The 24,269-nt window shown below is 57.5% G+C and carries 16 protein-coding genes; 10 read left to right on the top strand and 6 right to left on the bottom strand.

Going from position 1 to position 24,269, the window contains the following annotated elements:
• Positions 1–140 precede the first annotated feature (140 nt).
• From QRM60_RS15435 to QRM60_RS15425, 3 genes are all read right to left on the bottom strand, one after another.
• Positions 141–2,588, bottom strand: coding sequence for an AAA family ATPase (locus QRM60_RS15435; RefSeq protein WP_285446540.1), 2,448 nt, complete (start codon positions 2,586–2,588; stop codon positions 141–143).
• A gap of 385 nt (positions 2,589–2,973) precedes the next feature.
• Positions 2,974–3,888, bottom strand: a complete 915-nt coding sequence (locus QRM60_RS15430) for an ImmA/IrrE family metallo-endopeptidase (protein WP_285446539.1) — start codon at positions 3,886–3,888, stop codon at positions 2,974–2,976.
• Complete coding sequence (locus tag QRM60_RS15425; protein WP_285446538.1) at positions 3,885–4,238, bottom strand: helix-turn-helix transcriptional regulator; 354 nt, start codon at positions 4,236–4,238, stop codon at positions 3,885–3,887. Before QRM60_RS15425 ends, QRM60_RS15430 begins: the two co-directional genes overlap by 4 nt.
• Before the next feature lie 140 nt (positions 4,239–4,378).
• On the opposite strand from QRM60_RS15425, the gene QRM60_RS15420 reads away from it, so the two are divergent.
• Together QRM60_RS15420 and QRM60_RS15415 are read left to right on the top strand one after the other, a co-directional pair.
• On the top strand, positions 4,379–5,125 hold the full coding sequence (locus tag QRM60_RS15420; RefSeq protein WP_285446537.1) for a multiubiquitin domain-containing protein: 747 nt from the start codon (positions 4,379–4,381) through the stop codon (positions 5,123–5,125).
• Positions 5,100–6,302: a ThiF family adenylyltransferase gene (locus QRM60_RS15415; protein WP_285446536.1), complete on the top strand. Its 1,203-nt coding sequence runs from the start codon at positions 5,100–5,102 to the stop codon at positions 6,300–6,302. Before QRM60_RS15420 ends, QRM60_RS15415 begins: the two co-directional genes overlap by 26 nt.
• A gap of 588 nt (positions 6,303–6,890) precedes the next feature.
• Here the strand turns inward: QRM60_RS15415 and QRM60_RS15410 are convergent.
• A protein-coding gene (locus QRM60_RS15410) for an IS3 family transposase (RefSeq protein WP_285446535.1) occupies positions 6,891–7,987 on the bottom strand; the annotation gives its coding sequence in 2 pieces (ribosomal slippage) (positions 6,891–7,729 and positions 7,729–7,987; 1,098 coding nt in all).
• 1,564 nt (positions 7,988–9,551) lie between these two features.
• Between QRM60_RS15410 and QRM60_RS15405 the strand changes: the two genes are divergently transcribed.
• From QRM60_RS15405 to QRM60_RS15370, 8 genes are all read left to right on the top strand, one after another.
• On the top strand, positions 9,552–11,501 hold the full coding sequence (locus QRM60_RS15405) for a DDE-type integrase/transposase/recombinase (RefSeq protein WP_285446534.1): 1,950 nt from the start codon (positions 9,552–9,554) through the stop codon (positions 11,499–11,501).
• Positions 11,498–12,523 carry an AAA family ATPase gene (locus QRM60_RS15400; RefSeq protein ID WP_285446533.1) on the top strand — a complete coding sequence of 342 codons (1,026 nt, stop codon included), beginning with the start codon at positions 11,498–11,500 and terminating at the stop codon, positions 12,521–12,523. The genes QRM60_RS15405 and QRM60_RS15400 overlap by 4 nt, the downstream gene beginning before the upstream one ends.
• A gap of 587 nt (positions 12,524–13,110) precedes the next feature.
• Positions 13,111–13,743 (top strand): hypothetical protein, encoded by a 633-nt coding sequence (locus QRM60_RS15395; RefSeq protein WP_285446532.1) that lies wholly within the window; start codon positions 13,111–13,113, stop codon positions 13,741–13,743.
• Positions 13,744–14,145: 402 nt separating this feature from the next.
• The gene (locus tag QRM60_RS15390; protein ID WP_285446531.1) at positions 14,146–15,252 is read left to right on the top strand and encodes a hypothetical protein; all 1,107 of its coding nucleotides are present in this window, start codon (positions 14,146–14,148) and stop codon (positions 15,250–15,252) included.
• 143 nt (positions 15,253–15,395) lie between these two features.
• Positions 15,396–19,163, top strand: a complete 3,768-nt coding sequence (locus QRM60_RS15385) for a hypothetical protein (protein ID WP_285446530.1) — start codon at positions 15,396–15,398, stop codon at positions 19,161–19,163.
• On the top strand, positions 19,160–20,326 hold the full coding sequence (locus tag QRM60_RS15380) for a hypothetical protein (protein WP_285446529.1): 1,167 nt from the start codon (positions 19,160–19,162) through the stop codon (positions 20,324–20,326). The genes QRM60_RS15385 and QRM60_RS15380 overlap by 4 nt, the downstream gene beginning before the upstream one ends.
• A gap of 245 nt (positions 20,327–20,571) precedes the next feature.
• Complete coding sequence (locus QRM60_RS15375; RefSeq protein WP_285446528.1) at positions 20,572–21,081, top strand: DUF4365 domain-containing protein; 510 nt, start codon at positions 20,572–20,574, stop codon at positions 21,079–21,081.
• 26 nt (positions 21,082–21,107) lie between these two features.
• A complete protein-coding gene (locus QRM60_RS15370; RefSeq protein WP_285446527.1) occupies positions 21,108–22,160 on the top strand; it encodes a hypothetical protein in 1,053 nt (350 codons plus the stop codon).
• A gap of 968 nt (positions 22,161–23,128) precedes the next feature.
• Here QRM60_RS15370 and nth read toward each other — a convergent pair.
• Together nth and QRM60_RS15360 are read right to left on the bottom strand one after the other, a co-directional pair.
• The gene (nth, locus tag QRM60_RS15365) at positions 23,129–23,791 is read right to left on the bottom strand and encodes an endonuclease III (protein WP_285446526.1); all 663 of its coding nucleotides are present in this window, start codon (positions 23,789–23,791) and stop codon (positions 23,129–23,131) included.
• Positions 23,792–23,874: 83 nt separating this feature from the next.
• Positions 23,875–24,269 (bottom strand): TetR/AcrR family transcriptional regulator C-terminal domain-containing protein (locus tag QRM60_RS15360; protein ID WP_285446525.1); only part of this gene is annotated, 395 nt, incomplete at its 5' end.

Here is a 24,269-nt window from a genome sequence, read left to right as displayed (position 1 = left end):
GTTCACCGCCCTAGTCGCGTCGGTGAACCCATATGACTCGAGGATCGCAGCGGCCGGAACGCGCCTGCGAACCCTTTCGTGGCAGACAGTCAGAAAGGCATCCTGCTCACCAGCGCGATCTCGATTGTCCGGAAGCCCCCTCATTTCCCATCACCCTCCAAAGCAGGCACATTGGGCTCCTGCCAAGATCGGATCTGAGCAATCGCTGCGCGAGTTTTATCAATGAGCTCCATGTCCCGATTGAACTCTTCTTGTCCATCTATATCTTTGAATTCCCGTATCGTTCGTCGAATACTGGCAAGTTCGCTAACAATGGGCTCGAGGTCCCTGGGATTGCTTCCTTCGAGATTTGCTACCTTCATTGCCGCTGCGACTAGGGACGCACATTTCTCGTGTATCAGTCGATTATTCGTCGTGTATGTCCCGAAAGCTGCAAACAAAATTCGCTCAACGGATCTCAGTTCGTACGGAGCAATTACCGTTAGACGTCGCCTCTCTGCAGAAAAGCAGTCGTCCTCCGATGTGGTTCTCGATAGTAGTAACGGTGAGTGCGTCGCAACAACCACATCACAGACAAAGTGTTCAGCGAGGCGCCTAAGTAGCCCAGGAAGCAGTAGCTGCCAACTGACATGAAGGCTAGTCTCCGGCTCATCGATCAGGATAAGGCCACCCTTCTCGGCCGATGCGATGAACTTCACCATCAATGCCACGACCTGCTGTTCTCCCGAACTTAGATCGGCAAATGGCGTGATCTTCCCCTTGGGCGCACGCCTCACAAAGGCTGCCTGAGCCTGAGAGTTGTAGTATCTCTTGGCAATCCGCCGGTTCTCCTCAAAATCATTAGTCAGCTCGGTGACCGCCAGGTCGTCTGCCAACGTGCCATTGCCGAATGGCAGAATGAATGGATTCATACCGAACTGGAGCAGTCTTAGTCCTTCGGTAAACGCTGAGAGGCGATGTGGATCGCAGTAGATATCGATGATTCTTCGGCACATATCAGCTGCCAACTTCTGGGGTCTCGCTACACTCCTTGACTTCCGATCACCCTGGTAGACAAACCTTTCAAACCCTTCCTCACCAGCAACAAGTGGAAACCGATCGCTCATGCCAAATGCTATCCCGACAACATGTCGGTCACGATCGTTCATAGAGTTGGCAAGCTCTCTAAGTAGCAAGCTCTTTCCCTCACCGTTGTTTCCGATGACGTAGACGACCCGCGCCCGCGGATTTTTCTTGATCAAGATCTCGAGAATTGGGTCTCCGTCTATTCCAGACAAGAATGAAGGTTGCTGCGGACTATTTACATGTAGAGAAGCATCGAGCTTCCATCCGTTTCGCCCAAGCTCATCCCGGCTAATAACGCGACATAGACCAGGAACATCGCGATAGCCACTGGAGAATTCACGACGGAACAGAAGCTGCAAGTCTTCAGCGGCATCCCCCATGTCGAGAGTAGCCCACCGGGACGAGAGCTGATCTCCACCAACGAAGGCATTCACCACCCGACCTGCGAACTCAGCCGCGATCCCGAACTCTCGGACATCGCGTATCTTGCCAAGCGAGCGAAGGCTAACCATTAACACGCCACCAGGTCGGCTCTCCCCTCTGCTATCGATTACCCAGGCAGACCTCGCCGTCCTGACCTTTGCGCCAGGCACTGGAGGAAAGTCGATGACAGCTACAAGCTGGCCAGTCTCAACCAGCCTGGCTCGTATACCTTCGACTGTCTTTCTCGGCTGCACTCGTTCGGCACCGGAGACGACAGCCATACCTCCGAATCTCAAGCGCTCTTCAAGTAGAAGTCGAAGCATCTCAAGCGAGGTCTCTACCTGCTCTTCGATTATTTCTACATGACGGGGAAAGCTTAAGCGACGAGTCCTCCCTGCCGGAGGGTCAATGTGGAGAAATGTACTTCCTCGAGGCGTAAGGTAAGCCGGCTGTATTGAGAACTTCCTCAACTCGCCTCGCCATCCGTAAATGGCCAGACGCATTCGCCTTTCAGCCACGAAGTCGCCGAGATTTTGTATGAGCGCGTAATCGACGCCGTGCCGACGCCAACGCTCTCGTTCGCCAGTAGAGAAGAGTTCGCCCGATGAACAAAACGCGTCGACCATCAGGTCACTTTTTAGCGAAAGCGCATTCGATAGAACCGTCGAAAATCTCGTGTGGCGGGGGTCGTTCCATTTTCCTGCGGCGATCAACTGTTGAAGGCGGTAGTCAAAGAAGACAGCATGGGTAGCCTGATCACTGACGTCGCGCATTTGAATATAGATGCGATCGAACAATTCCTTTGATACTAACTCAGATGCTCCACGGAGATCAGGGGTCTCCGCGAAAATATCAAAATCTCGGACGAGCGAGTGAAAGCGATGCTTGAATTCTTCCACATCCTTGTCAGCTAGCCTATCCAAAAGGCCCTCTCTTCGTTCTCGCTCCTCCTTGGTGGGCAACGCATCCCAAGCAACGATGAAGTAAATCAGGAGGCAAGATCGCAGGTAGCGATCGTCGTGCCTCTGAGTCGATGTCACTTTCGCATCGTCTACTGAACGCCAAAACTGCATTGCCCGAAAAGTCAATTCTTCAATCATTCCAGAATCCATTAATTTTTTTCATTGAAGTTGAAATTCCCCACGTCCCACTCTATAGCCGTGATTCCAGCCCGGCATTGACGTTGCGACGAATGAGTTTCTTGCGGTGGCAAATATGGCAGCTCTTGCGCTATCGCTCTTGGTTTTGCTCAATCGAGCGGTCCGACGGTGCAGGCCGGTTTTACCCTTCGTGAGTCATGTGATTTTGGATGACCGCATTCCTGACTCCAGGCTAGGTCAAATATCCAGTGGGGCATCGGATTGGAATGCGACGCGACAGCCTTGCGTAGGCGCCGCTCCTCGTCTTTCGACAATCTCCGATTCCGACCTTCACCAGCACTGGGCTTGCGAACATTCGCTACAGCGCGAGATGGGGCGCCAAGACTCACTTCGATAAGAACAACAGGGTCGTTGGCAACTCAGCCTCGGGATAAATCAGCAAAAATATGTTGTGCTTTGTGTCAAACCCTTCCCCAATGCATTGATGCTTGATCCCGTTTCTATCTGCGTAGACGAAATCTCGTGGAGCTGTCATACGCTTTCCAATGGGAATCAAGCTTGCGAGCGGGTGCTTCTGGTCGATAACACGATCAGAAGGTCGACCGAATTTGACTAGAAAAGTGGGAGAAGGCTCAATCCTTCTCACTTCCGCTTTGAATCCGCCCGAGTCACCGAGTTCCAGTGGATTGAGGACATACACGACGCAGGGTGCATGGTGAGTGCGCGCAAACTCGCGCGCCGCAGCGTAGTTGGACGAGCCAAAGCGCTTGGCGAGGTCGATCGGAGCGCGGATGCCCATCTTATGATCCGCAGCAGCGTTGCGGAACGCATCGCCCTGGAAGAGCACGAAGCGTGCAAAATTGTTGGCTTCGCGCTCGAAGCGGTCTGCAATTTCAGGCGCGAGCGTTCGCTCGCAGTCCTGGAACAACTTGAACACTGTCTTGTGCGTGGGCATCTCATGGTGCCCGGCTTCATGAAGCTTCAAGAAGGTCTGCTTCGTGGGTCCAACTCCGTAGTCGATATGAACAACCCCCTCCGTGGAGTCATAAAGACCGAATACCTTGCCAATTGCGCGCTTCAATGTCTCTGCAGCTTGTTGAGTCTTCTGCTTAACGTAAGCAAGGAATACTGCAGGGTCGAAGGCACTTTTTGGGGCGACTTGGAGCTTCGCCGCCTCCATTAGGGTATCTACCGGCGTGGGAAAAACGCCCCATGCATCCGCTCGATCAAGGAACTGTTTCGCACGACCTTCAACAACAACAAGGTCAGCTGGATCAAGCGAACTGTCATCGGGCTTCATGTTCGTTTCTTCGTCCTGAGAAATTGTAGGTAGTCGAGAAGCTCGACTTCCTCATCCTTGCTTAAGTTATGCTCGGCAAAGGTTGCCGCTCGACCGTGACGTGCCTGATCGGGGCGCTCACTGGCGGCAGGCAGATAACCAGCCAGTTGCATCAAAGTGATGTAGTCAACACCGTAGGCTTCTGCAAGCGTGTGTAGAACATTGGGACTTGGAGCAGTAATGCGACCATTCTCCAACTGGCTTATATAGGCGTTGGAAATTTCTTTGTTCGTCGCCTCCTCGACCTGTCGTAGTGACATTTTCCGATCAAGTCGGATCGAACCTAAGTATTGGCCAAGAGTCAGGGCCACTTGGTCCTCCTAATCGTGCAGGGCATTGTATTGTAGCTGCCGACGCTTGATCCGTCAAGCATGCTATGAGTGCTTGACAAACTACGCATGCGTTCCGCAGCATGTGCTCAACGGGGCCCTTTGCTCCCGGGAGACGTGACATGACCATTGAACCGACTGTTGAAGAAGACATTGAACGCGTAGTGATGGCAGGACGTGCAGTGAGCCACGAGGGGCCTTGGCGCATCCAAGTTGGTGACGATGCGCTCCAATTCCGCTCCATCGTCGTGACGGATCCGATCCTGACGGGCAGTCAGATCCTGGCCGCTGCAGGTATCAGGGAGCGGGTTGAACACCTGGTCTACCAGATGCTGGCAAGTGGGCTCCTGGAGGAAATCAACCCCGAAGAGACCACCGATATCCGCTCGAATCGCGCGGCCCGCTTCTTGGTGTTTAAAAACGACCGGTCCTTCCGTCTGCTAGTGGACGACCGAACGCTGGATTGGGGTGCAGGACGCATTTCCGGAGCAACGCTTCGTGCGCTAGCAGGACGCGATGAGCCTGATCTGTTCATCTGGCAAGACCTGCGCAGCCAAGCCGATTTGCTCGTCTTGGACGAAGATCTGGTCGACCTGACCTTGCCAGGCGTTGAGCGCTTCTACCTGAGGGAGGTGACCTTCAACATCTTCGTCAACGGTTCCTCCGAGACCGTGTCCCGCCCCCGCTTGGCGTATTGGGACGTCGTCAAACTGGGCTTCCCGGATGCGAACCCTGCCGAGGAGATCGTTTACACCATCGACTACACGGGGGGGCCGCACCAAAATCCCGAGGGCACCTTGTCAGCTGGCCAATCCGTTCGGATCAAGGAGGGGATGAAATTTTATGTCACACCATCTGACAAGTCGTAATCCAGCCCTGGCCAGGCTCGTCCAGGAAGGCTACGAGCTTGAGTTCCGACCTGGACTCTTGCTCGTCCACGCCGTGCCCTATGTCAATGCGGACGCACAGATTGGCTACGGCACACTCGTGTCTGAGCTTTCGATGGCGAGCCCTGACATCGTCGGTAGGCCTGGTTCCCATCAGATGCACTTCATCGGTGATCACCCCTGCTTTGCGGACGGGAGCGTCTTTGCGCCCGTCCAGCACAGCTCTGGCGATTTTCCCTTGGGCAATGGCGTGTCAGCGCAGCACCATTTTTCTCACAAGCGTAAGGACAAGAACCGTAACTGGATCGATTATGAGGACTACTACGTCAAGGTGAAGACGTATGTGGATGTGATCTCGGGTCAAGCAAAGATCATTGATCCTTCAGTAGATGCTCGAACATGGAAGGTCGCCACCTGGGGCGACGATACGACTCCGTTCGTTTACTCCGACACGGCTTCAACTCGAGCAGGAATCTTAGCCATCAATGAGCGCGCTTCCCAGATCAGTGTAGCCATCGTCGGCCTCGGGGGGACGGGCGGGTATGTCCTTGACCTACTTGCCCCTACCTATCTGCCCGAGATTCACCTTTTTGACGGTGACCAACTGCACCAACACAACGCTTTCCGCGCCCCGGGAGCGGTTCCAGCCGAAGCGTTGGGTCGGCATCTCCATAAGGTGGAGTGGTATGCCGAGCTTTACAGCAACCTCCGTCGCGGAGTGGTGCCTCACGCCGAAATGATCCACGAAGCAAACGTCCACGAGCTCTCTCAGTTTGACTACGTTTTTTTGTGTATCGATCGCGGACAGGCTCGGGCGTTGATCCTTGACCATCTTAGAAGTACTAGCACTGTCGTGATCGACTGCGGCATGGGCATGAACGTTTCAGAGGAAGAGCAAAAGCTGTGGGGCACTATTCGAACCACCGTCAGCACCCCGGCCAACCGCGATGAGGCGGCTCGCTTGATGCCACTAGTCGATCGCGAGGACGACATCTACCGGTCTAACGTTCAAATCATCGAACTGAACGCACTCAATGCCGCAATGGCCGTTCTGCGCTGGAAGCGCTTGATTGGCATGTTTTCTGATGATCGTTCGGAAACGGAAGGCACCTACAACACAGCCCTTAACCAGGTCGGCAACAAGCCGGGACCACTATGAACCCCGCATTCCCACACCGATTTGTGGACGTCATCCCCAAAGAGCCGGATGAGCGGGTTCTCTATGTCTCGATCGAACACGCGGTCGCCGTGCACCGTTGCGCTTGCGGCTGCAGTCGAAAAGTTGTGACCCCATTGGCGCCCATCCACTGGAAGCTCATCTTCGACGGCCGTTCCGTGAGTCTCTCCCCTTCCATCGGCAACCACGCCTTCCCATGTAAGTCCCACTACTGGCTCGAAAGCGGCAGAGTGAGATGGTCATATGAGATGTCGCGGCAGGAAGTGGAAGCTGTCCGAGCCGAAGATAAACGCCAACGGGCTGCCTTCTATGGGGATGGCGGGAGAGGCCCGGTCCAGCCTGCACCCGCGTCGCTACCGACCAGCACACAGCGTTCCCGGCAAGCCAAGGCCGAGGCTCCACGACCCTGGTGGAAACGCTGGTTTGACTAAGGGCACCGGTCTAGGCGCACGCCTCCGCGGTCAGTGCACGTAGGGGAATTCGGAAAATGCCCCTGCCGCATGCGACCGCCTCGTGGGCGATGAGTCTTCACCGACGTCCCACCGCCCTGAGTAACGACTTGGCTTAGAGTCAGGGGCTGATGATATCGGTGTTTGCCAGATGTTGGGCATAAGCAGCCGGCGTCATGCCGCCAATCGCTTTCTTGGGTCGTTCTTCGTTGTATTCACGTCGCCAGCGTTCGATTTCGGTGCGCGCGTGCAGTAACGTCGGGAACCAGTGCTCGTTGAGGCATTCGTCGCGCTGTCGGCCGTTGAAGGATTCGACGTAGGCGTTCTGGTTCGGTTTGCCTGGTTGGATGAGCCGTAGCTGCACACCACGGGCATGCGCCCAGGCGACCATCGCCCTGCCGCAAAATTCCTTGTCGTTGTCAGTGAGGATCACCTTCGGCAAGCCGCGACTGTGTGCCAACCGATCCAGCACGCGTGTCACCCCGTGCCCGGAGATCGCGCGCTCCACCTCGATGGTGACCGCTTCGTGGGTTGCATCGCCCACGATCACCAGACACTTGATTACCCGCCCTTCGGCAGTGCGGTCGAACACGAAGTCCATTGACCACACCTGGTTGGCCTGCGATGGCCGCAGCAGCAGCTGACGCTCGCCTGTTGACACCTTCTTGCTTTTGCGCCGTCGGACCTGTAGCTGCTGTTCGCGGTACCACCGCTCCACACGCTTGTAGTTCACGATGCGTCCTTCTTGTCGCAGTTTGAGATAGATCATTCCCACGCCATAGCAGCGATGGCGATGCGCCAACGCACCGATGCGCTCGCGCAGTTCGCCATTGCGGTCTTCGCGCGGGCAACAGCGCAGCGCACTGGCGCTCATGCCGATCGCTGCCAAGGCACGACGCTCGCTGGCGCCACGCCCGATCCACTCGCGCACCAGCGTACGACGCGCCGGTGCGCTCACCACTTTTTTCGAAGCGCATCCTTGATCAGGTCGTTCTCGAATAGTTGCTCGGCCAGCAACTTCTTCAGCCGCGCGTTCTCGGCCTCAAGGTCCTTGAGCCGTTTGGCATCGGGTACGCTCATCCCGCCGAACTTGCTGCGCCACAGGTAGTACGAGGCCTCACTGAAGCCATGCCGCCGGCATAGGTCCTTGATTGCCACGCCGGCCTCGGCTTCGCACAGGAAGCCGATGATCTGCTCTTCGGTAAAACGCTTTTTCACGTCCAATCTCCTGGGGGTAAGGAATTGGACTCCAAACTGGGGCGCTACTCAAAATCGGCGGGGACGTCGTTCCCGGCTTGCTCCGGTCTACGCAAAACCTCAGGAGATCGCCAGCTCAATCGGGATGGAATGCCTCAGGGCCGACGATATTTGGGATGCAAACGCGGTTATTCAGGATGTCGTCGGGCTCATCGATGGGGCTTCGGTGGTCATTTGTGACTGCTCAGGTCGTAACCCGAACGTGTTCTACGAGATTGGCCTACCTCACGCGTTTGGACGTGAGGTTATGTTGATAACACAGAATGCCGATGACATCCCTTTTGAAGTGTCTCCAAGCGCCAGAGGTGAGATCTAATTGACGATCTATTCGAAACGCTTTTCAGTTGTTCGTAGGACCAAGGACCGGGCGATGAGCTCGTTGCGTACAGCATCCCCGCTCAGTCGGCCTTCGACCCAGGCGGTAAAAAGATCGGAATTGGCCGGACTCAGCTCAAGTCCCGCAAGCCGGAGTGATGCCTCAGCCTCTACCAAGGCAGCCAAACGGCGTTCTCTGATCGTCATATCTCCCTCCGCTTAACTACGGTATAAATATATCATACAAATCAATAACTTGCGCCACAGCGAATTGTACGCTATACGGAGTCCTAGCCGGATAGAGCGGAACCAACATGCCTTCTCAGCCGTCGGTCGCATTGGCGCGTCCAGAGTCCGAAGTTTGGAGCGTGACCTTGTCGGGCGTGTCCGTGCCTGATAGCCCACTTTTGTGCGCAGCGGACACTGCGCGGTTAATGGGTTTTCCCTCACGAGAGGCACTTGCCAAGGCGCGACGAACCGGTCGCTTGGCGATCAAGATGTTCACTATTCCAGGACGCCGCGGTTGGTTTGCGAGACGCGAAGAAGTTTGCCAGTGGCTGCATCAATCCCTGAATAGAGAGGAGATCACCCCATGAGCTAGTTCAGCTACGGGGCCCTCAAAAGCAAAGGCCGCACATTACGAGTGTGCGGCCTTTGGTCTAGCGTACGGATTGTCGCCCGTTGCTAGATATTGCGAGTAGCCCTCCAAAGAAGTCAAGCCCCGCGGCATTCCGCGAGCCTTTTCTCTTTCTCCGCCGCGGGTAACCGCGGCGTAGGAGGTCGTATGCCTATCACTGTCGCCGAATTCGCTGAGTACGCTAAATGCTTGGGTCTGTCGCAGCTTGCAATCGCCTATCTACATCAGACTAGGTCTAGCGCCCCTTCCCGCAGAGTGGAGTCAGTCAACACACGTAACACGGTCTGGCGTTATCCAAGCTCCAAGATGGGATCCACCATTGCATTGGAGAGCTCGGAAGAGTTCGCCCTAGCGGTCCAACTAGAGTACGACCCAGACGTTGTTGAGTACTGGGAGCAGCCGCCGAGCGTGGCACTAGTAGTTCTTGACTCAAAGGGACGCCGCCGCCGTTGCTCCTATGTTCCGGACTTTTTGGTCATGAGACGCAACGAAGCCCATGTGATCCAGGTAAAGCCCGCAGATCAGTGCGAGCGCCTGTCTCGCGAGCAACCTCGGCGATGGACATGGGACGGAGTGGAAGCCAAAGATGTGGCTGCATCTGAACACTTCTTTGAAATCGGCTTGCTGCATCTGATTTACTCTGCTGGCCAGTCACACAAGATAAGAGTAGACAACTATCGCTTGATGCTTCAGGTGCGCGGTGCTGAAATTGAGCCGAGCGCTGCACGAAAGTTGGGCAGGATACTTTCGGCGCTAGGGCCTAGTGAGGTGCTGAGCATGAGGCAGCTCATGCTTGCTGCTGATATCTCAACAGCGACCCCTATCGTGCGTCTAATCGAGCAGGGTCGCCTTTTCACTGACGTCGATCATTCACGGCTCTCGGTTCCGAGCGAGTGCTTTATATCTCGCTCCAAGGATGCGATAAAAGCGCAGGCATCCGCGCGAGCGGCACTGGCAGTCGACAAGGAAGATACTGCCCAGCTGTCAAGTGTAGAGCTGCAGGAAGCTCATCATCGTCTCCTTGTCTTGCGTGGAGAAATACCGACCCATCGCTGCCGCCGAAGCATTCGCCGATGGAAAAATCAATTGCTGGCATCAGGCGGGAATCCTATTGCCCTCAGGCCTCATCATCGGCGTAAAGGTAACAGGACTCCACGTCTATCTGAGGATGAAGAATTTCTACTCGCGTCGTCTTTGCGCAAACACTATCTGAGCAGTCTTTGTCTCTCGCGCTTGGCCGCATATGGCCAATACCTGGTTGACCATCAAGAAGCGATTGCGAGAGGAGAGCTAGCTCGATCATCGGTACCCGTTGCCTACGGTACTTACGCCTTGCGCGGCAAGCGTATCCCTGCCGAAGAGGTAGCTGCGTCACGCAGCGGGAAGCGTGCGGCTGCGGCGGCTGCGCACCCAGTGGCACCATCTCTGAAGCATCTTTCACCGGTCAGAGCCTTTGAACGCGCACACGTTGACCACTATCTCTGCGATGTCCATGTCGTTGTTGCAGAGGGAAAGAAGAGGTACACGCAGCGTCCCCAGCTCACAGCAATGCGCGACCAAGCGACTGGCTCTGTACTGGCCTTTTCACTTAGCTTCATGGCGCCAAGTCGCCATAGTTGCTTAGGCGTCATTCGTGACTGCGTCAGGCGACATGGACGATTGCCTGAGATAATCGTGGTCGACAATGGTGCCGAGTTCCATGCCGAGTATTTCGAGGTGGTGTTAGGTCGACTTGGAGTGACGATTCAACGTCGGCCGCCCGGCTGCCCTAGGTACGGAGGCGTCATTGAAGGCTGGTTTCACTCATTGAAAGCCTTCTTAAGTTCGCAACTCGGCAATACGAATAATGACAACAGAGAGCGCTCTGCGGTCATGACACACAAGGGAAGATCCCACGCGGATTGGACGCTTGCTGAGGCTCATGATGCCATCGATAGATTCACATTCGAGCTCTTCAATCATAGTGCAGCGAGCGCCGATGTGGACACTCGATCTGCCAAGTCCGCTAACGCATTGTCTCTCTTTCCCGAGAGCGGTGTTTTAACACCATTTAGCACCGATTTCCTGGCACTCACTGCCATGCCCCTGAAGAAAAGGTTGAAGGTGGACTTGGCTCGCGGAATCCGGCACTTGGGCCGCTGGTTCACTCATCCAAAGCTCTTTGACATCAGAGATTGCCACGCTCCGCTGCAAATCTTCGAAGAACCGTGGGACATGAATGTCTTGTACGCCCTCGTTGATGGTGTGCTTGTCACATGTCGTCATGGATCTCCAAGCGCAACGGATCTCAGCCAAGATTTCACCCCTGCGCTTGCTTCAATTCGCCACTTGGAGTGCTCAAATGTGCGTAGTGCGCTGAGGAAGGAGGCTGCAATTGCTTCTGCCGAGCTCACTAGGCAGCTTGCTGCAAAGTTACAACCCAAGCAGGCACAGGCGAAGCCAACTAAGCGTGCAGAAACAAGGAGGAAGTTGCCGACAAGACATGTCGAGGCGGCCCCCCTGAAGACGGAGTACTGGTCATGATGCCACTGCGAGATAGCATCGCCAGTGCCAAAGTGAGGCACTTTCACTTCGACCAGACCATTAGAGCTGCCGTTTCACAGATGACATTTGCCATACCTGGCTCCGTTCTGGCGCTGGTGGGGCCAACGCGAGTGGGCAAGAGCACAGCCATCCGCGCTGCAGCGAAGCAGGTGTATCCGCAGATGCAGGATGGATACGTTCCTTACGTCGTGGTCGATTGTAGTAGGACCGATGCCGGCTTCATGTCGATGCGATATCTGACACTTGATCTACTTGGCCAGTTGGAGCACCCGTTCTACGGTGCGTCAATCGGCAAGTTCCGAGTATCACAGACCGAAACGAACGCGCGTTTGGCGCTCCGAAGGGCGATCAAGCACAGAGAGGCCAAGCTGATCATCGTCGACGAGGCGCACCATCTTCTAAGGATCAAGAATAGCGGTGGCAGGGAAGCTGCGCTTGAGTCGCTGAAGTGCTTGGGCAACGAGACTGGTGCGGTGATTGTGCTTGTTGGGGGATACGAGCTTCTGAAGGGATGCTTCTGCTCGGCGCATTTTAATGGCAGGCTCACGCTGATTGAGTTCCCACGCTACGGAAGAAGCGATGCCCAGATGGGGCAGTTCGAGTCGATCCTGGCTACGTTCGATCAGCTTCTCCCATGGGCGAGAGGTAATTCGCTCCTCTCCATGAGCGATCTTGTCTATGACGGCACCCTGGGCTCGTGTGGTCTTATCAGCAGCTGGGTGCTTGCCGCACTGGGGCAGATGGATGCATCAGGCGCCACGCGGCTGCGAAATGAGCACTTTCGAAACGTACGCTATTATCAGCAGATCGACGCTATAGCCAGCGAGATTGACTATGGGGAAAGTGTCCTTAGGCCTATCGAAAGTGGGCACCAAGGCGAGAAGGCAAGCAGCACACATTCGACAAGTGACGGGGGTACAGGCCGAAAATCTCGACGGCTGAAGCCGGGGAGGCGAAAGCCGACGCGTGACTCCCTTGCGAAGCCCGAGATGGCGCTATGACGCGCTACTTTTCGGTGCGGCCTGTCGCCGTCGGAGCGCTTGAAGTGGAGTGCCTCTCGTCCGTGCTGCAGCGTCTGGCGGTAGCGCACGGTGTAACCCGGCACCAGTTTGTGACAAACCTTCGCGATTGGTGGGAGGTTGAGCGGGGTAGATATCTGCCGCGATGCGAAGAGCTGCGTTGGGACGGATACAGCCCAAATGTCTCATTGGCCGTTGAGGCACTCCGTGACGCGCTAGGCATCGACTTCACAGGATGCACGTTGCTGCCGCTCAGGAACGTATGCGCTGCGAACTGCATCGGCTCCATCGCCCACTCGCGCTCCTGGTGCCCCGGCTGCTTTAGAGACGACATTGCGTCAGGCGAGCCCACATATGATCGATTGGTGTGGCGCGTGCAGGGCTACAGGCGATGTAGTGTGCATAGGCTTCGCTTGCGTTCTAGCTGTCCGCATTGCGGCGTTTACCAAGCCAGTGACTCAAGCCGAGAGGAGCTCCATCTCTGCAGGCTCTGTAGGCAGAGCCTAGCTGCGAAGGTCACGAAAGCGGAATATGCCCCCCGGCCTGAGTTCGGGGAGGAGCAGATCGAGGTGCTCGTTCGTGGCATCGGCTCCATGGGGGCAGCGCAGACGCATCCGATCCGGAGGTTCTTCCAGGATATAGAGGGCGCAGAACAATATGTTGCCAAGCACTTGGGCGACATCATTCACAACCGAAGTCTGCCTGCCAAGCCGCAGCTGACCACGCTGGTCGCGGTGGCGACACACTTCGGTGTCGATGCCCTACAGCTAATCGTGGACCCATCACAAGCCGCACGCCAGGCGACCTTGGACATCAAGCGGCCACCCAAGACACGGGTTGCTCGCCCGTCCTCGCATCTACGACAGAAGCGAACCGCCTGGTTCAAAGCCAAGCTGGAGTTGGCGATTCAAAGCGGCCCGCCATTCCCATCTTCGGAAGAGTTTTGCAGGAATAACGATTTCAGCATTTCGGCTGCCCGTGGCACCTTCCGGGACCTGACGACGACGCTCAGTGAAAAGCATTTGAAGTGGAAGAAGAGCAAAGCAAACAAGTTAAGGGAAAGAGCGATTGCGGCCATTGCCTCAAGAGCTGACATGCGTGCGCAGCTGACAATCAAAGAACTTGTGGCCCAGGTTTGTGCGGCCTCTGGTGCGCCAGTCCACATGGTCAGAGGGCTGGTCGATTGCAGCTCAGATAGCTAGTAGTGGAGCTTTGGCCGAGGTTGATTTCTAGCTGTATTCCGCTTCGGCCGGCGCTAGAGACTCAGGGACAACAGTGCAATCTACGGAAGCACCACCATGAACACGAACAGGAGCCCACTGCCAGCCCAGAGCGCGGTGAGTGTGAGCCATAGCCGGGACTTAACATTGTCTCTGTGCTATCACCTCCTGGCCTTCAGCACGGTGTCCATGATCGCTCGCAAGTTCGGCTAGAGTTCTGGTCTTAACTCCAGTGCGTTTGGTGAGGGCCGCGAGGTGCGACGATGCTGGCATCGTGACAAGCGGCGATTCTGCGCGGCCGGGGCCGGTCGCGCCCCCGGTCTTGCTGGACTGTAATGGTGTGGCTTTAGGCACTCTGTTCACTTTTTTAGCAAAGGATGGCTGATGGGACAGCGGGTTATCGCCGACAACTGGTCGCTGCAGGCTGTCAGCGACCTTATGGCGCAGGGAATAGATCCAGATGACAATCCGGGTATTGCACCGCTGACCGACCCAGGGCAGACGCCCAAGGCGATACCGCAGGCCGCCATTGATTTCGAGGCGCTGTTCGATCTGCTGACCGATGTCGTACTGCGCGACCAGATCCTGGTCGATGACCGTTTCCACGATGCCTGGTTTGGGCGCGGAGACGCATTGAGCGAGCTGGCGCTGCGCTCGATCGTAAGGCCCCACGGCTTTCTGCAGAATCCCGAGCGGCTTGAGGAGCCGAGGGCTGCTTTTCTTCGGCGGTTGCTCCTCAACGACGCCATGGTGAAGGAGCAGGCAACCAACGAATCTGCCTGGAAAGAGAACGAGACAACTCCTCACGTCTTCACTTCTCAACTGGTGTGGGGAGGCGCAGGTATGTTGGCCCGGGCGTGGGTCTATGCCAGCCCATACACACCTCATCCGCTCAGGAGGCGATTGTTCCAGCGGGCCGGGCTGGCTTTGCCGTCACCCCCGACAGCGCTGGGCGAGTTCAAGGCAGAAGTTGCCAAGCACCGGGATACGCTATACCCGACATCTATGGCGGACGATGGGGTTGTTGGAGTCCGTGTCCTACTTCCTGCTCTGCCAACCCTGGTCCTTCGGGATGCCACCTCGCTCGGTGACGTGTTCGTAGTGGCTTCGCAGATGCGTGACCAGCTGTCAGAACTGCGTGCTTGGCTCAGTCAATTCCAGGAGGCCGTGTCGGCCGGCGAGTTCAAAGCAATCGCAGCCGAACGTAGGCGGCTTAACACCTTGGGCCGGGAGGTGCAGCGTGCACTCGGCAAAGTGCCGGATGACGCATCTACGCTCAACATCGGTTGGGGGTGGTTCAAGCTTGGCACGAAGATCGATGTAGGTCGCTGGGCTCCCAGGTTTGATCGCGTCCAGACACAGGTGAACAACTTGGCATTTGCTCCGAGCGGCTGCCGGGAGCTCACAAAGCTCCTCGGCTTCTTCGGCCATCAACGCTCTACTGTGGGGCTTCAGACGATTGAGCATTTTGCAATGGGAGCAGTCCGCTAGACCGCTGCAACATGTCTTTCGTCCCCAAATCAATAACCGTCATGGCCGACAGTTGAACAGCAACGTCGAAGCACCCTGCGGACCTCCTTCAGCAGCCGAGGTGAGATGCTTGTGCATTAATGAAATTCAGGCACAGTGTCTGGATGACCACGGCACCTAAGAAAGCACCAGAAACCAAGCCGATGCGTGCAGGCGGCAGGGCGACCGAAGCCGGCATGGCGTTCCAAGCCGCAGTGGCGGCTTGGTTCGCGGTTCACATCCTGGCGCGGCTTCCGGTCGGCGGCCGCTTCGGTATCAACAACATGGCGTTGCCGGTTGAAATCCGGCTTGAGACTGGCGTTGGTTTGGACGACATCGAGGTTTCGCAATCCGATGGCGGCGCGCTGTACGTCCAGAACAAGACCTCGGCTACGCTCGCAACTGGCGACAAAGCGCCACTGGCGAAGACCGGCGCTCAGCTCGCAGAGTGGATGTCTGAAGCAAAGGCGTCAGGCGCGGCGCCAGACCCGACGCGCAGCGCCGCCGTGCTGGCGGTGCGCGCGGACGCGGCCCGCACCCTCGACGACCTGGAGGCCGGTTGCCGAGCGTTCGACCTGGGTGGCGCATGGGCCCTTACGAAGGATGGACGCAACGCCGCGCAGCGCACCGCACTCAGTGCGCTGGAAACGATTGTCACGGCAGCGTGGACAGCCACACACAAGGTTGCGCCCACCGCTGACGACCTAACCGACATGGCCCGGTCCTTCCACGTCGCGAGATTCGCCATGGACGAAGGCGATGCCGACTGGCGCGAGGCCTCGACGCTACTCGGCCGTCATCTCTACGGCAGCGATGCCGCAGGCGACGCGCCTTTGCGCGACCTGCGCGGCATCATGCGCGACCTCATCGGAAGCGGAGCGCCTGCGGATCGCGACGGCCTGCTGCGGGCCCTCCGGCGGCGCGGCCACATGGATGTGGGCGCTCCGCGCTATCACGAGGATGTCGCACGGCTGCATGCGGTTACCGCAGCAGAACTGAACCGACTCGCTGTCCACGGGGAGCTTCCACTCGCCGGTGGCATCACGATCACGCGCGAAAGCGACGCGCCGATGTCGGTGGCGATCAAGGCCGGTTCCCTTCTCGTCGTCGGAGAGCCAGGCGCCGGCAAGACCGGCGCGCTCGTTCACGCGGCGAGGTCCCTCATCGCTGAGGGCGCTCTTGTAGTCTTCCTCTCGGTCGATCGCTTCCCGGGCGTCGCTATAGCCGCAGACCTCAATTCGGAGCTGCGCCTCGGCCATGACCTTGTCGAAGTACTGTCAGCCGCGCCGGGATCGCAACCGCGGTTCCTGATCATCGACGCGCTGGACGCGGCGCGTGGCGGATTGTCTGAGGGCGTTTTCGCTACCCTGATTGAACGAGCCACGGCCGAGCTCAGCGACGAATGGACGGTGGTCGCGTCGATCCGCACATTCGACCTGCGCAATGGCCGTCGGTATCGCGCAGCCTTCGCAGGCGCCCCGGCCGACGCCACGCACGCCGACGCAACCCTTGGCAGCATCCGGCACTTCTCTATCCCTCGTCTGACCGACCGAGATCTCGCTGCGGCCGGGGCCGCATCCGCGGAGGTAGCGGCACTGCTTGCTTCAGCAACCGAAGTGCTGGCCGAGCTACTGCGCAACGTATTCAACCTGTCCCTAGCCGCCGAGCTACTGGCTGACGGCGCGGATCCGGTGAGGTTCGCCGAGATCGCGACCCAGTCGGGGCTCATCGACGCCTACGAGGACCGCCGTATGCCGACCCACGGTATGATCCAGGCTGCAGCCGAGGCCGTGACGACCATGGCGGCAAGCCGCAGACTCGCCGTCCGCAAGGTCGACATACGGCACATTGATGTCGACAAAGTCATCCAAGCCGGGGTGCTGGCCACTGCGGGTGACCTGGTGAGCTTCTCCCATCACGTCCTGTTCGATCACGTCGCCGGCCGGTTCTACCTCGCGTGGCACGATCCCGATCGACTGACCGCGCAGCTCGAGGGCGACACCTCGGCCGCGCTTCTGCTCGCGCCAGCGCTCCGGTTCGCGATCGAGCGGATCTGGCGCGCCGACACAGCGGGACGGCCCCAGAGCTGGAAGCTGGTGGGCGACATATTCTCGGCGACCAAGGTCGATCCGGTGCTCGGCAACATCGCGCTGCGCATCCTCTCGGACAACGTGACCGACATCGGAGACCTCGTCGGTCTCATCGACCGCGTGGCGGCGACGCCCGACGATGCGACGCTCGCGGGCCTGTTGAACCGCCTCAGTCGCTTCGTGGCAATGGAGATCGAGGCGACCCGCAGCGTCACGCCAGAGCGAGCGATCGCCTGGGCCACTCTGTCCGAAAGGCTCACGCGGGCCGACCGGCTCCCGCTAATCGATCCCGCCCGGGTGCTTATGCACGCCCTGTTCGAGCACGGCGACCTCACAGACGCCGGCCTGCTCGACGTCTTCGGGCACGCAGCGCGGGCGATGCTGGGATTCGCCTGGTCACATTCGCCACCACTCCAAGCGACCAGCGTCAGCGCGATCAGGTTCGTGGGAAAGAGCTTCGCCTCTGACGTCGCGGCATCACGCGCTCTGCTCGACCGCATCCTGCGTGACCCGCACTTCTCCCAGCACGCCGACCGCGAGGCCCCCTGGCTGTCCGAGCAGATCATCCCGATCGCCGCGGCGGACCCTGCCTTCGCGGTAGAGGTGTATCGCTGCATCTACGGCCAGATGATCACCGACACCGCCACGTCTGCCTTCGGCGGTTCACAGAGCCGCATCATGCCGTTGTCGTCAAATCGGCGGCAGGACTACGAGCATTCGCGTTGGCATCTGGGAAGATCGCTCGGCAGGTTCCTCGAGATATCGCCCAAGCATGGCACACGCGCGGTCATCGACGCGGTCATCGGCAAGGCCGCGACGGAAGGCTATGGCGAACCCGACGAACCCGTGGTCATCGACCTCGGCACCGCGAAGGTCGAGTTCCGCGGCCACGACGTCGAATTCAACGCTTGGGACGAGAAGGACGAGGATGCGCCGGGAAGAGAGGACGACCTCCTCACGAACTTCGTGAAATTCCTGCGAGGATGCGACGTCGATGCGTTCTCGAAGAGCGTCGATGCGGCATCGCTGGACTATGCTGCCGCCTCCGTGTGGACCCGCATCCTCGGCGTGGCGAGCGAACGCGTCGGGGAGGTCGGCGACCTAGTCTGGTCGATGATGGCGAAGCCCGACCTGATCGAGAACGGCGACACCCTCCGCGACGCGGTGCGCTTCGTCGCCGCCGTCTGGCCGTCGAGGACGCCGGAGGCGAAGGAACGCTTCGAGACGATGGCAATGGATGACGCGCGGCATCCTGATGAGGAGCGGACGAAAAGGTGGCGACGCATCTTAGGCCGGCTGTTCGCGCTCATCCCAGAGGAACAGCTCGCCCTCGAAGTTACCCGTGATCAGCGACGCGGGATGGAAACGGATGGGGAGTTGGAGGAGAACCGGCCGATCAGAAACTTCTACAGCTCGTTGGGCGGCCACGAAGATTGGGAGATGGAGCGGCTGCGCCGAGACGGCGTCAACATGGATGCAGGTCCCAACCGAATGGTCCTCGATGCATCGAACGCGCTGAACGCCAAATACAAGGCCACGCCGGGCGACAGCAACGCGGCCGCACTCGCGGCGCTATGGTTGAACGCAATGGCTATGATGACGATGGCCGACGACAATCCTGGGCTCCACGAGCAAATCGACCGCTCTGCCTGGGGTCACATCGCGAACGCCGTCGAGCTTGTCGCCTCCAGCCCGAACTACGCGCCGGGCGTAGACGGTCTACCAGACCTGGACACGATGTTCGCGGTGCTCGGCAGGCTGTCGTCGAACAAGTACCCCAAACCTCGCGAGACCGAGGCATGAGCATCAGCTGGGATAACCTGTCAGTGAGAGTATACGCAGCGGAAGCATGGATCTCCCTGGCGCCGCGGTTCGCCGAGGAGCGACCGGAGATCGTCGATCAGATCGAAGCGATCCTGCAGGACGAGAAGCCCGCCGTGAGGCTGCAAGCCGCGCGAGACCTCCAGGTCATCTGCAAGGCGGCCCCCGACCGGATGTGGTCGATGGGCGAGCGCATCGTCGCCAGCGAGAGCGACGAGCAGGTCCTGACGTCATACCTCGCGCACGCGCTGGGACGGTTCAGCCATGCCGAGCCGGAACGCTGCGAACGCATCCTGACTTCGGCGAAGGACAGGCTCAGCGAGTTCTCCGACAAGGACGGCTCCAGGGACCTCCTGCAAGAATGTCTCGGCGGATGGGCCGCGCAACTGCACGCTGGGCAAGGTCGGCCGATTGCACGCGCCTGGCTTGAGGAATGGGCAGCCGACCCCCAGCGCTTCCAGCATGCGCTGAACGCGTACACCTCCTGCGTGCGGGGCGCATTCTTTGGCCGCTACGCGGCTGATGCCGAGCAAGACGACCAAGACATGTGTGACCGCGCGCAGGATGGGCTCAAAGTTATCCTAGGGCCGGCGTTAGCGATATCGGCCAAGGAGCACGCAACTCTGACGTCCGCAACCACGCAAGAGGAGAGCAAATCCGCCGGTGAGCGCTACATCGCCGCCGAGCGTGTGATTCACCACGCCATGAATCAACTCTACTTCGGTGCTGGCGTATGGACAGGGGGCAAGGAGAATGGGCTCGGGCTGAGCAATCCCAAAACGAAGTCACGCTTCTTGGCAGACTATGCGGAGATCCTCGGGCTCCTCCAGAAGTCCCGCGAGCCCGGAACGCTTCATCGCCTGATCGAGCTGTATGAGTATCTGATCCCCGGCGACCCGGTAGCCGTATTTGGAGCGATTTACTCGATCCTCACCGGGGTGGGCGCCAAAGAGGGGTATCACTACGAGAGTCTTGGCAACACCGCCGTTGTAAAGGTCGTGAAGCTGTATATTGCGGACCATCGAGGCATCTTCGACGACCCCATGCGACGTGCGATGCTGGTCGAGATCCTACAATTGTTCTCGGAGGCCGGATGGCCCGAAGCTTTGCGATTGCTATACGATCTTCCGGATCTCCTTCGCTGAAAATTAGCGAGAAGATGAAATTTAAACGGTTAAACAGAATTTTTGAAATATAACCTGTCGGCCGGATCTACATCCGGGTCGGCGAGGAGCGGACGCGGCTAGGCAGATCAGAATTGGCCACAGGATTCAGCTCCATTAGGTGTGGTCCATTTCCTGCAATCTTCGTTGCAGACTCACTTAGGTACCTATAGATTTGCGGCTTCTGTCTAATAGATTTGCGGCTTCGGTCTCAAACTCAAAGCAACATGGCCAATTTTCCCGAAAATACTCAGATCGGCGTCATAGCGGAGGACGAGGTAGCTCTCTTGTTCACACGCTGGGGGTGGACGGTCGGCCGCGATCGTGTCGATGTGGGCTACGATTTATACGTAGAGCCCAGCCAAGATCGGTACGCCGGTGGTCGCTTTCTCGTCCAGGTGAAGGGCGCAGCTACCACAAACAAGCGAAAGTCTCTGGTTGCTCCAGTTGCGAAATTTCGCCTTGCTCAGTACGGCAGAAATCCGATTCCGGTGCTGATCGTTCGTGCCAATCAGGCTGGAAAGCTTTACTGGATCCATGCTCAAGATTGGGTTGCAAAGAACCTAGGTCGCTTGTCGGGCTCGGGCTATGCGGGTGTGAAGCTTGACCTTTCCAATGATCTTACGAACCAAGCTCGTTTGGAGAGATTCTTAGATGTTGCGCTGGCCCAATCAGGTGAGCTAGCGGGCAGTGCAGCTAAGAGTGCTCATGAGAGGAGTCTTTACTTAGCTCACTAGACAATAGGTTCGAAGTTAAAGTCGATGTGATCAATGGAAAAGAGACTCATGAAATTAGAGCAAAGAGCGAGCCCGTCGACATCCAGGTATCAATGGAGGTGGATGGTTCTTCCGAGGACGGAAGGGTGTTGCGTGACTTGATTGAGTTTGGCCTGCCGGGCTCCTTCTCCGTCAAGTCGATGCAGATGACTGGATCGCCCCTTCTTGATCGCTTGCACTCCGAGAAGCCAAGCACGAACAGTTTGTCGATCACCGCTGTTGGTCGTCGACAGGGGCTATTTCGTATTTATCCGGGCGAACGCCACTCACCCCTCAGCCCCTCTCTGACAACACTGGTGGAAGTCTTCTCAGGCAGTGCGGGGATTGCCATCTCGAATCGACAACTTGAGTCGCTCTTCGACTTGGTACTAAAGCTAAACAAAGACGCCTTAGGGACGGCGCAGGCCAATCTGGGTCTGCGTTTGGCAGTGCTTAGCACCAAGCCCTTGAAGACGTTCGGCGAGCTAGCGGGTATGCTTGAATGGGCGCATGCAGCTATCCGAGATGACGGCATGCATGCTGAGTATCATTTCGCGGGAAGGCGTGGCAAGTTCACAAGTCGGCCCGATGAAAGTGGCATCTTCTCTTCTTTCGCGCGACTGCTCGTTATCATTGGTCGCTTGCATCTCATCGCCAAACATTTGAATTCTGACTTCTCTCTCGAAAGCGATTTTGAGATTTCAAGCCAAGAGGCAGCGGATATTGACTTGGCATACGACCTGCTGCGTGGGCGCATACTTAAGATGCATGCTGATCCATTCGAGATCTCCCTAAATTCTCCTTCACCGCCGACGAATAGTGGCGAAGTGTTGATCAGGACTACAATGAAGATCAAAGTTGGCGGGAGGCCGGTTGGCGATCTCCCAGTACGAATCGATCTGCCGAACTTCTTGATCGAGAATCAGAATGACGGTCGCACGATGCTCGATGGCGGTGCAGACGGCATTCTTTGGATCTCATATGAGGATCACTATTCTCTCGATGGCGGCTTGGAGCAACCCCAAGCATCAAGGGGCCAAGATCAGCCTGAGTCAGGCTAAATGAAGGGCGGGGTTCATGCAGTCTTATTGGCTGTATACCAGCAAAATTCTCGTTCGCGAGATTGGTCGGTCAAATTAACCGGCCTTTTTAAAATCTGAAGCTTCAGAGCTGTAATATGGTTCTCGCGCCCACGATCACCGCCTGCGCAGTCCAAGGCGCGCTATCGAGTGCTGCGAAACATCCATCACCAGAGTGCTTTGGATCTCGCCCGTATGGAACAGAACCAAGTCGCCAAGATCGTCCAACGGGCCTTGCGCAACATCGGCGTATGGGGAAACCCGGAGAGTCTCCAGCCCTTACACGCCAAAGCTTGGCGCAGGACCCTGGAGGATCCTACCCAGCGGATCCCTAAGATGTTTCGCGGGCATATGGCGGATGCGCTGGTGCAGAATTCGCCGTTTGGCTTTCTGTATCGCCAACCAAATTCCGTACGCAATTGTTTTGGCGGTGTTTTTTTGAGAAGAGGCGATGCCGGCCTATAGCCTTGGGACACCAGTGCCGCGGCTTGCGCCGGACAACTTATGCTTACAAGAACAAAAAAACACAACCTTGCATCGTGTGGTGGGCCCGCCAGGATTCGAACCTGGAACCAAAGGATTACGGTGCGAACAATTTCTTGAGCCGTTAGTATTTTTGCTACCCTGAGAAGCTATCTCGGCGCTTTAGAATCCGTTCCGCGAGAGTTCGGCCCTGCTGTCTCTATCGCCACCTCATACATATGCAGCCTGCTCGGGCTTGCCTGACCCGACTTGGTGCCGTTAGCCCTTCCTATTAGTGGGCTCCGGATCCACTAGGGCCCCCCTCCCCGCTGCAGACTTTCAGGACGTCGAGCTCGATGTGAACCGGGTGTAGATTCGGACCCGCCGGCCACGTTTGTAGACCGAGCCGAGGACTGGAGCGTGTGTTCCGCGTGGCCTTCTCCCTCAGGCGCTCGCGATCATCTACTTGCCGGAAAGCGGCAGGCGGCTCAAGCCGTTCGACGCTCAGAGTAGAACTCACAGTGGGACCGGATTACGCACTCCTCACACTTGGGGCTTCTAGCGCGGCAGATTTGCATGCCGTGCTGGATTAGCCACTCGTGTGCATGTCGTTTGTAGTTCTTTGGGGTCAGTTCGTTGATCTCTCGCGTCGTCACGTCGGTGGACGTGGTATGCACGATGCCCAATCTGTTCAGCAGCCGATGAATGTGCGTGTCGACTGCAATCAACGGCTCCTCGAAGATGAAATTCATGATCAAGCTAGCAACCTTGAGCCCTACGCCTTGGAGCTTCAGGAGATCCTCTTTGGTGTTAGGGAGCTGCCCGTCGAAGTCTTCGATAATTTGACGGCACATCTCTTTCAGACTCTTGGTTTTCTTGTTGTAGTGCGCTACTGGTTTGATGATTGCGCGAAGCTCTTCGTCGTCCATTGCGTACAGCTCCTCGAAGGTAGCGACCTTCTTGAAGAGCGGCACGCAGGCTGAAACCACACGTTTTGTCGTGGTCATCGTGGATAGCGCGCCTGAGACAATGCTTCGAAATGGCGTGCTGGATAGCCCATTGGTCATCCAGGGATCGTCGGTCTGGTCGAACGTCGTGTAGGTGCGACTCAGGGTGCGGTAAATGGCAGTAATTTCTTTCTTGCTTGACATGTGTTGATCGCCGTAAGGATTCGATGAAGGGTTGTCATCTAGGTCTCGCTTCGTGTCAAAAACGAGCATTGATGCTTTGGCAGTCAATCCGGCGAGTTCAGGTCCCCTCGCGCCTTTAGAAGAAGGATCGCGTCCTCAATCATCCCGTCTGCCCGTGAGTAGATCTGCTTCGGATCTGCTCCAAAAGTCGCTTGAAAAGACAGCGGTTGTAGCGCAACTTCGACAAAACGAATTGCCGATCTCTCTGCGCTGCCGTTGTCTCTTGCACCTTCGCCTGCAGGCCCTACTAGTGCCTCTAAGACACCTTCCACGGCCCCGCGAAAGCTGGACTCGTAGGCGTGCTGTGCAAGCTTTGGGAAGCTGTCTGCCTCAGCAGCAACGATGCGCATGAACGCAATGCAGCGTGGAAGCCCGAAGCCCTGTTGTCGACTCCCCGTAAAATTGATCCATCCATAATTAGAGGTCTCCGGGCACACTA

Source organism: Xanthomonas sp. fls2-241-TYG-148, from assembly GCF_030208815.1.
GTDB classification, from domain to species: domain Bacteria; phylum Pseudomonadota; class Gammaproteobacteria; order Xanthomonadales; family Xanthomonadaceae; genus Xanthomonas; species Xanthomonas campestris.
Note: the sequence above shows the minus strand (reverse complement) of the source record. Positions and strands in the feature narration are given on the sequence as shown.

What these genes read in the sequence shown, in the direction of transcription:
- QRM60_RS15435 (WP_285446540.1), bottom strand. Translation starts at nt 2,588, where the DNA reads ATGATTGAAGAATTGACTTTTCGGGCAATGCAGTTTTGGCGTTCAGTA.
- QRM60_RS15430 (WP_285446539.1), bottom strand. Translation starts at nt 3,888, where the DNA reads ATGAAGCCCGATGACAGTTCGCTTGATCCAGCTGACCTTGTTGTTGTT.
- QRM60_RS15420 (WP_285446537.1), top strand. Translation starts at nt 4,379, where the DNA reads ATGACCATTGAACCGACTGTTGAAGAAGACATTGAACGCGTAGTGATG.
- QRM60_RS15415 (WP_285446536.1), top strand. Translation starts at nt 5,100, where the DNA reads ATGTCACACCATCTGACAAGTCGTAATCCAGCCCTGGCCAGGCTCGTC.
- QRM60_RS15400 (WP_285446533.1), top strand. Translation starts at nt 11,498, where the DNA reads ATGATGCCACTGCGAGATAGCATCGCCAGTGCCAAAGTGAGGCACTTT.
- QRM60_RS15390 (WP_285446531.1), top strand. Translation starts at nt 14,146, where the DNA reads ATGGGACAGCGGGTTATCGCCGACAACTGGTCGCTGCAGGCTGTCAGC.
- QRM60_RS15385 (WP_285446530.1), top strand. Translation starts at nt 15,396, where the DNA reads ATGACCACGGCACCTAAGAAAGCACCAGAAACCAAGCCGATGCGTGCA.
- QRM60_RS15380 (WP_285446529.1), top strand. Translation starts at nt 19,160, where the DNA reads ATGAGCATCAGCTGGGATAACCTGTCAGTGAGAGTATACGCAGCGGAA.
- QRM60_RS15375 (WP_285446528.1), top strand. Translation starts at nt 20,572, where the DNA reads ATGGCCAATTTTCCCGAAAATACTCAGATCGGCGTCATAGCGGAGGAC.
- nth (WP_285446526.1), bottom strand. Translation starts at nt 23,791, where the DNA reads ATGTCAAGCAAGAAAGAAATTACTGCCATTTACCGCACCCTGAGTCGC.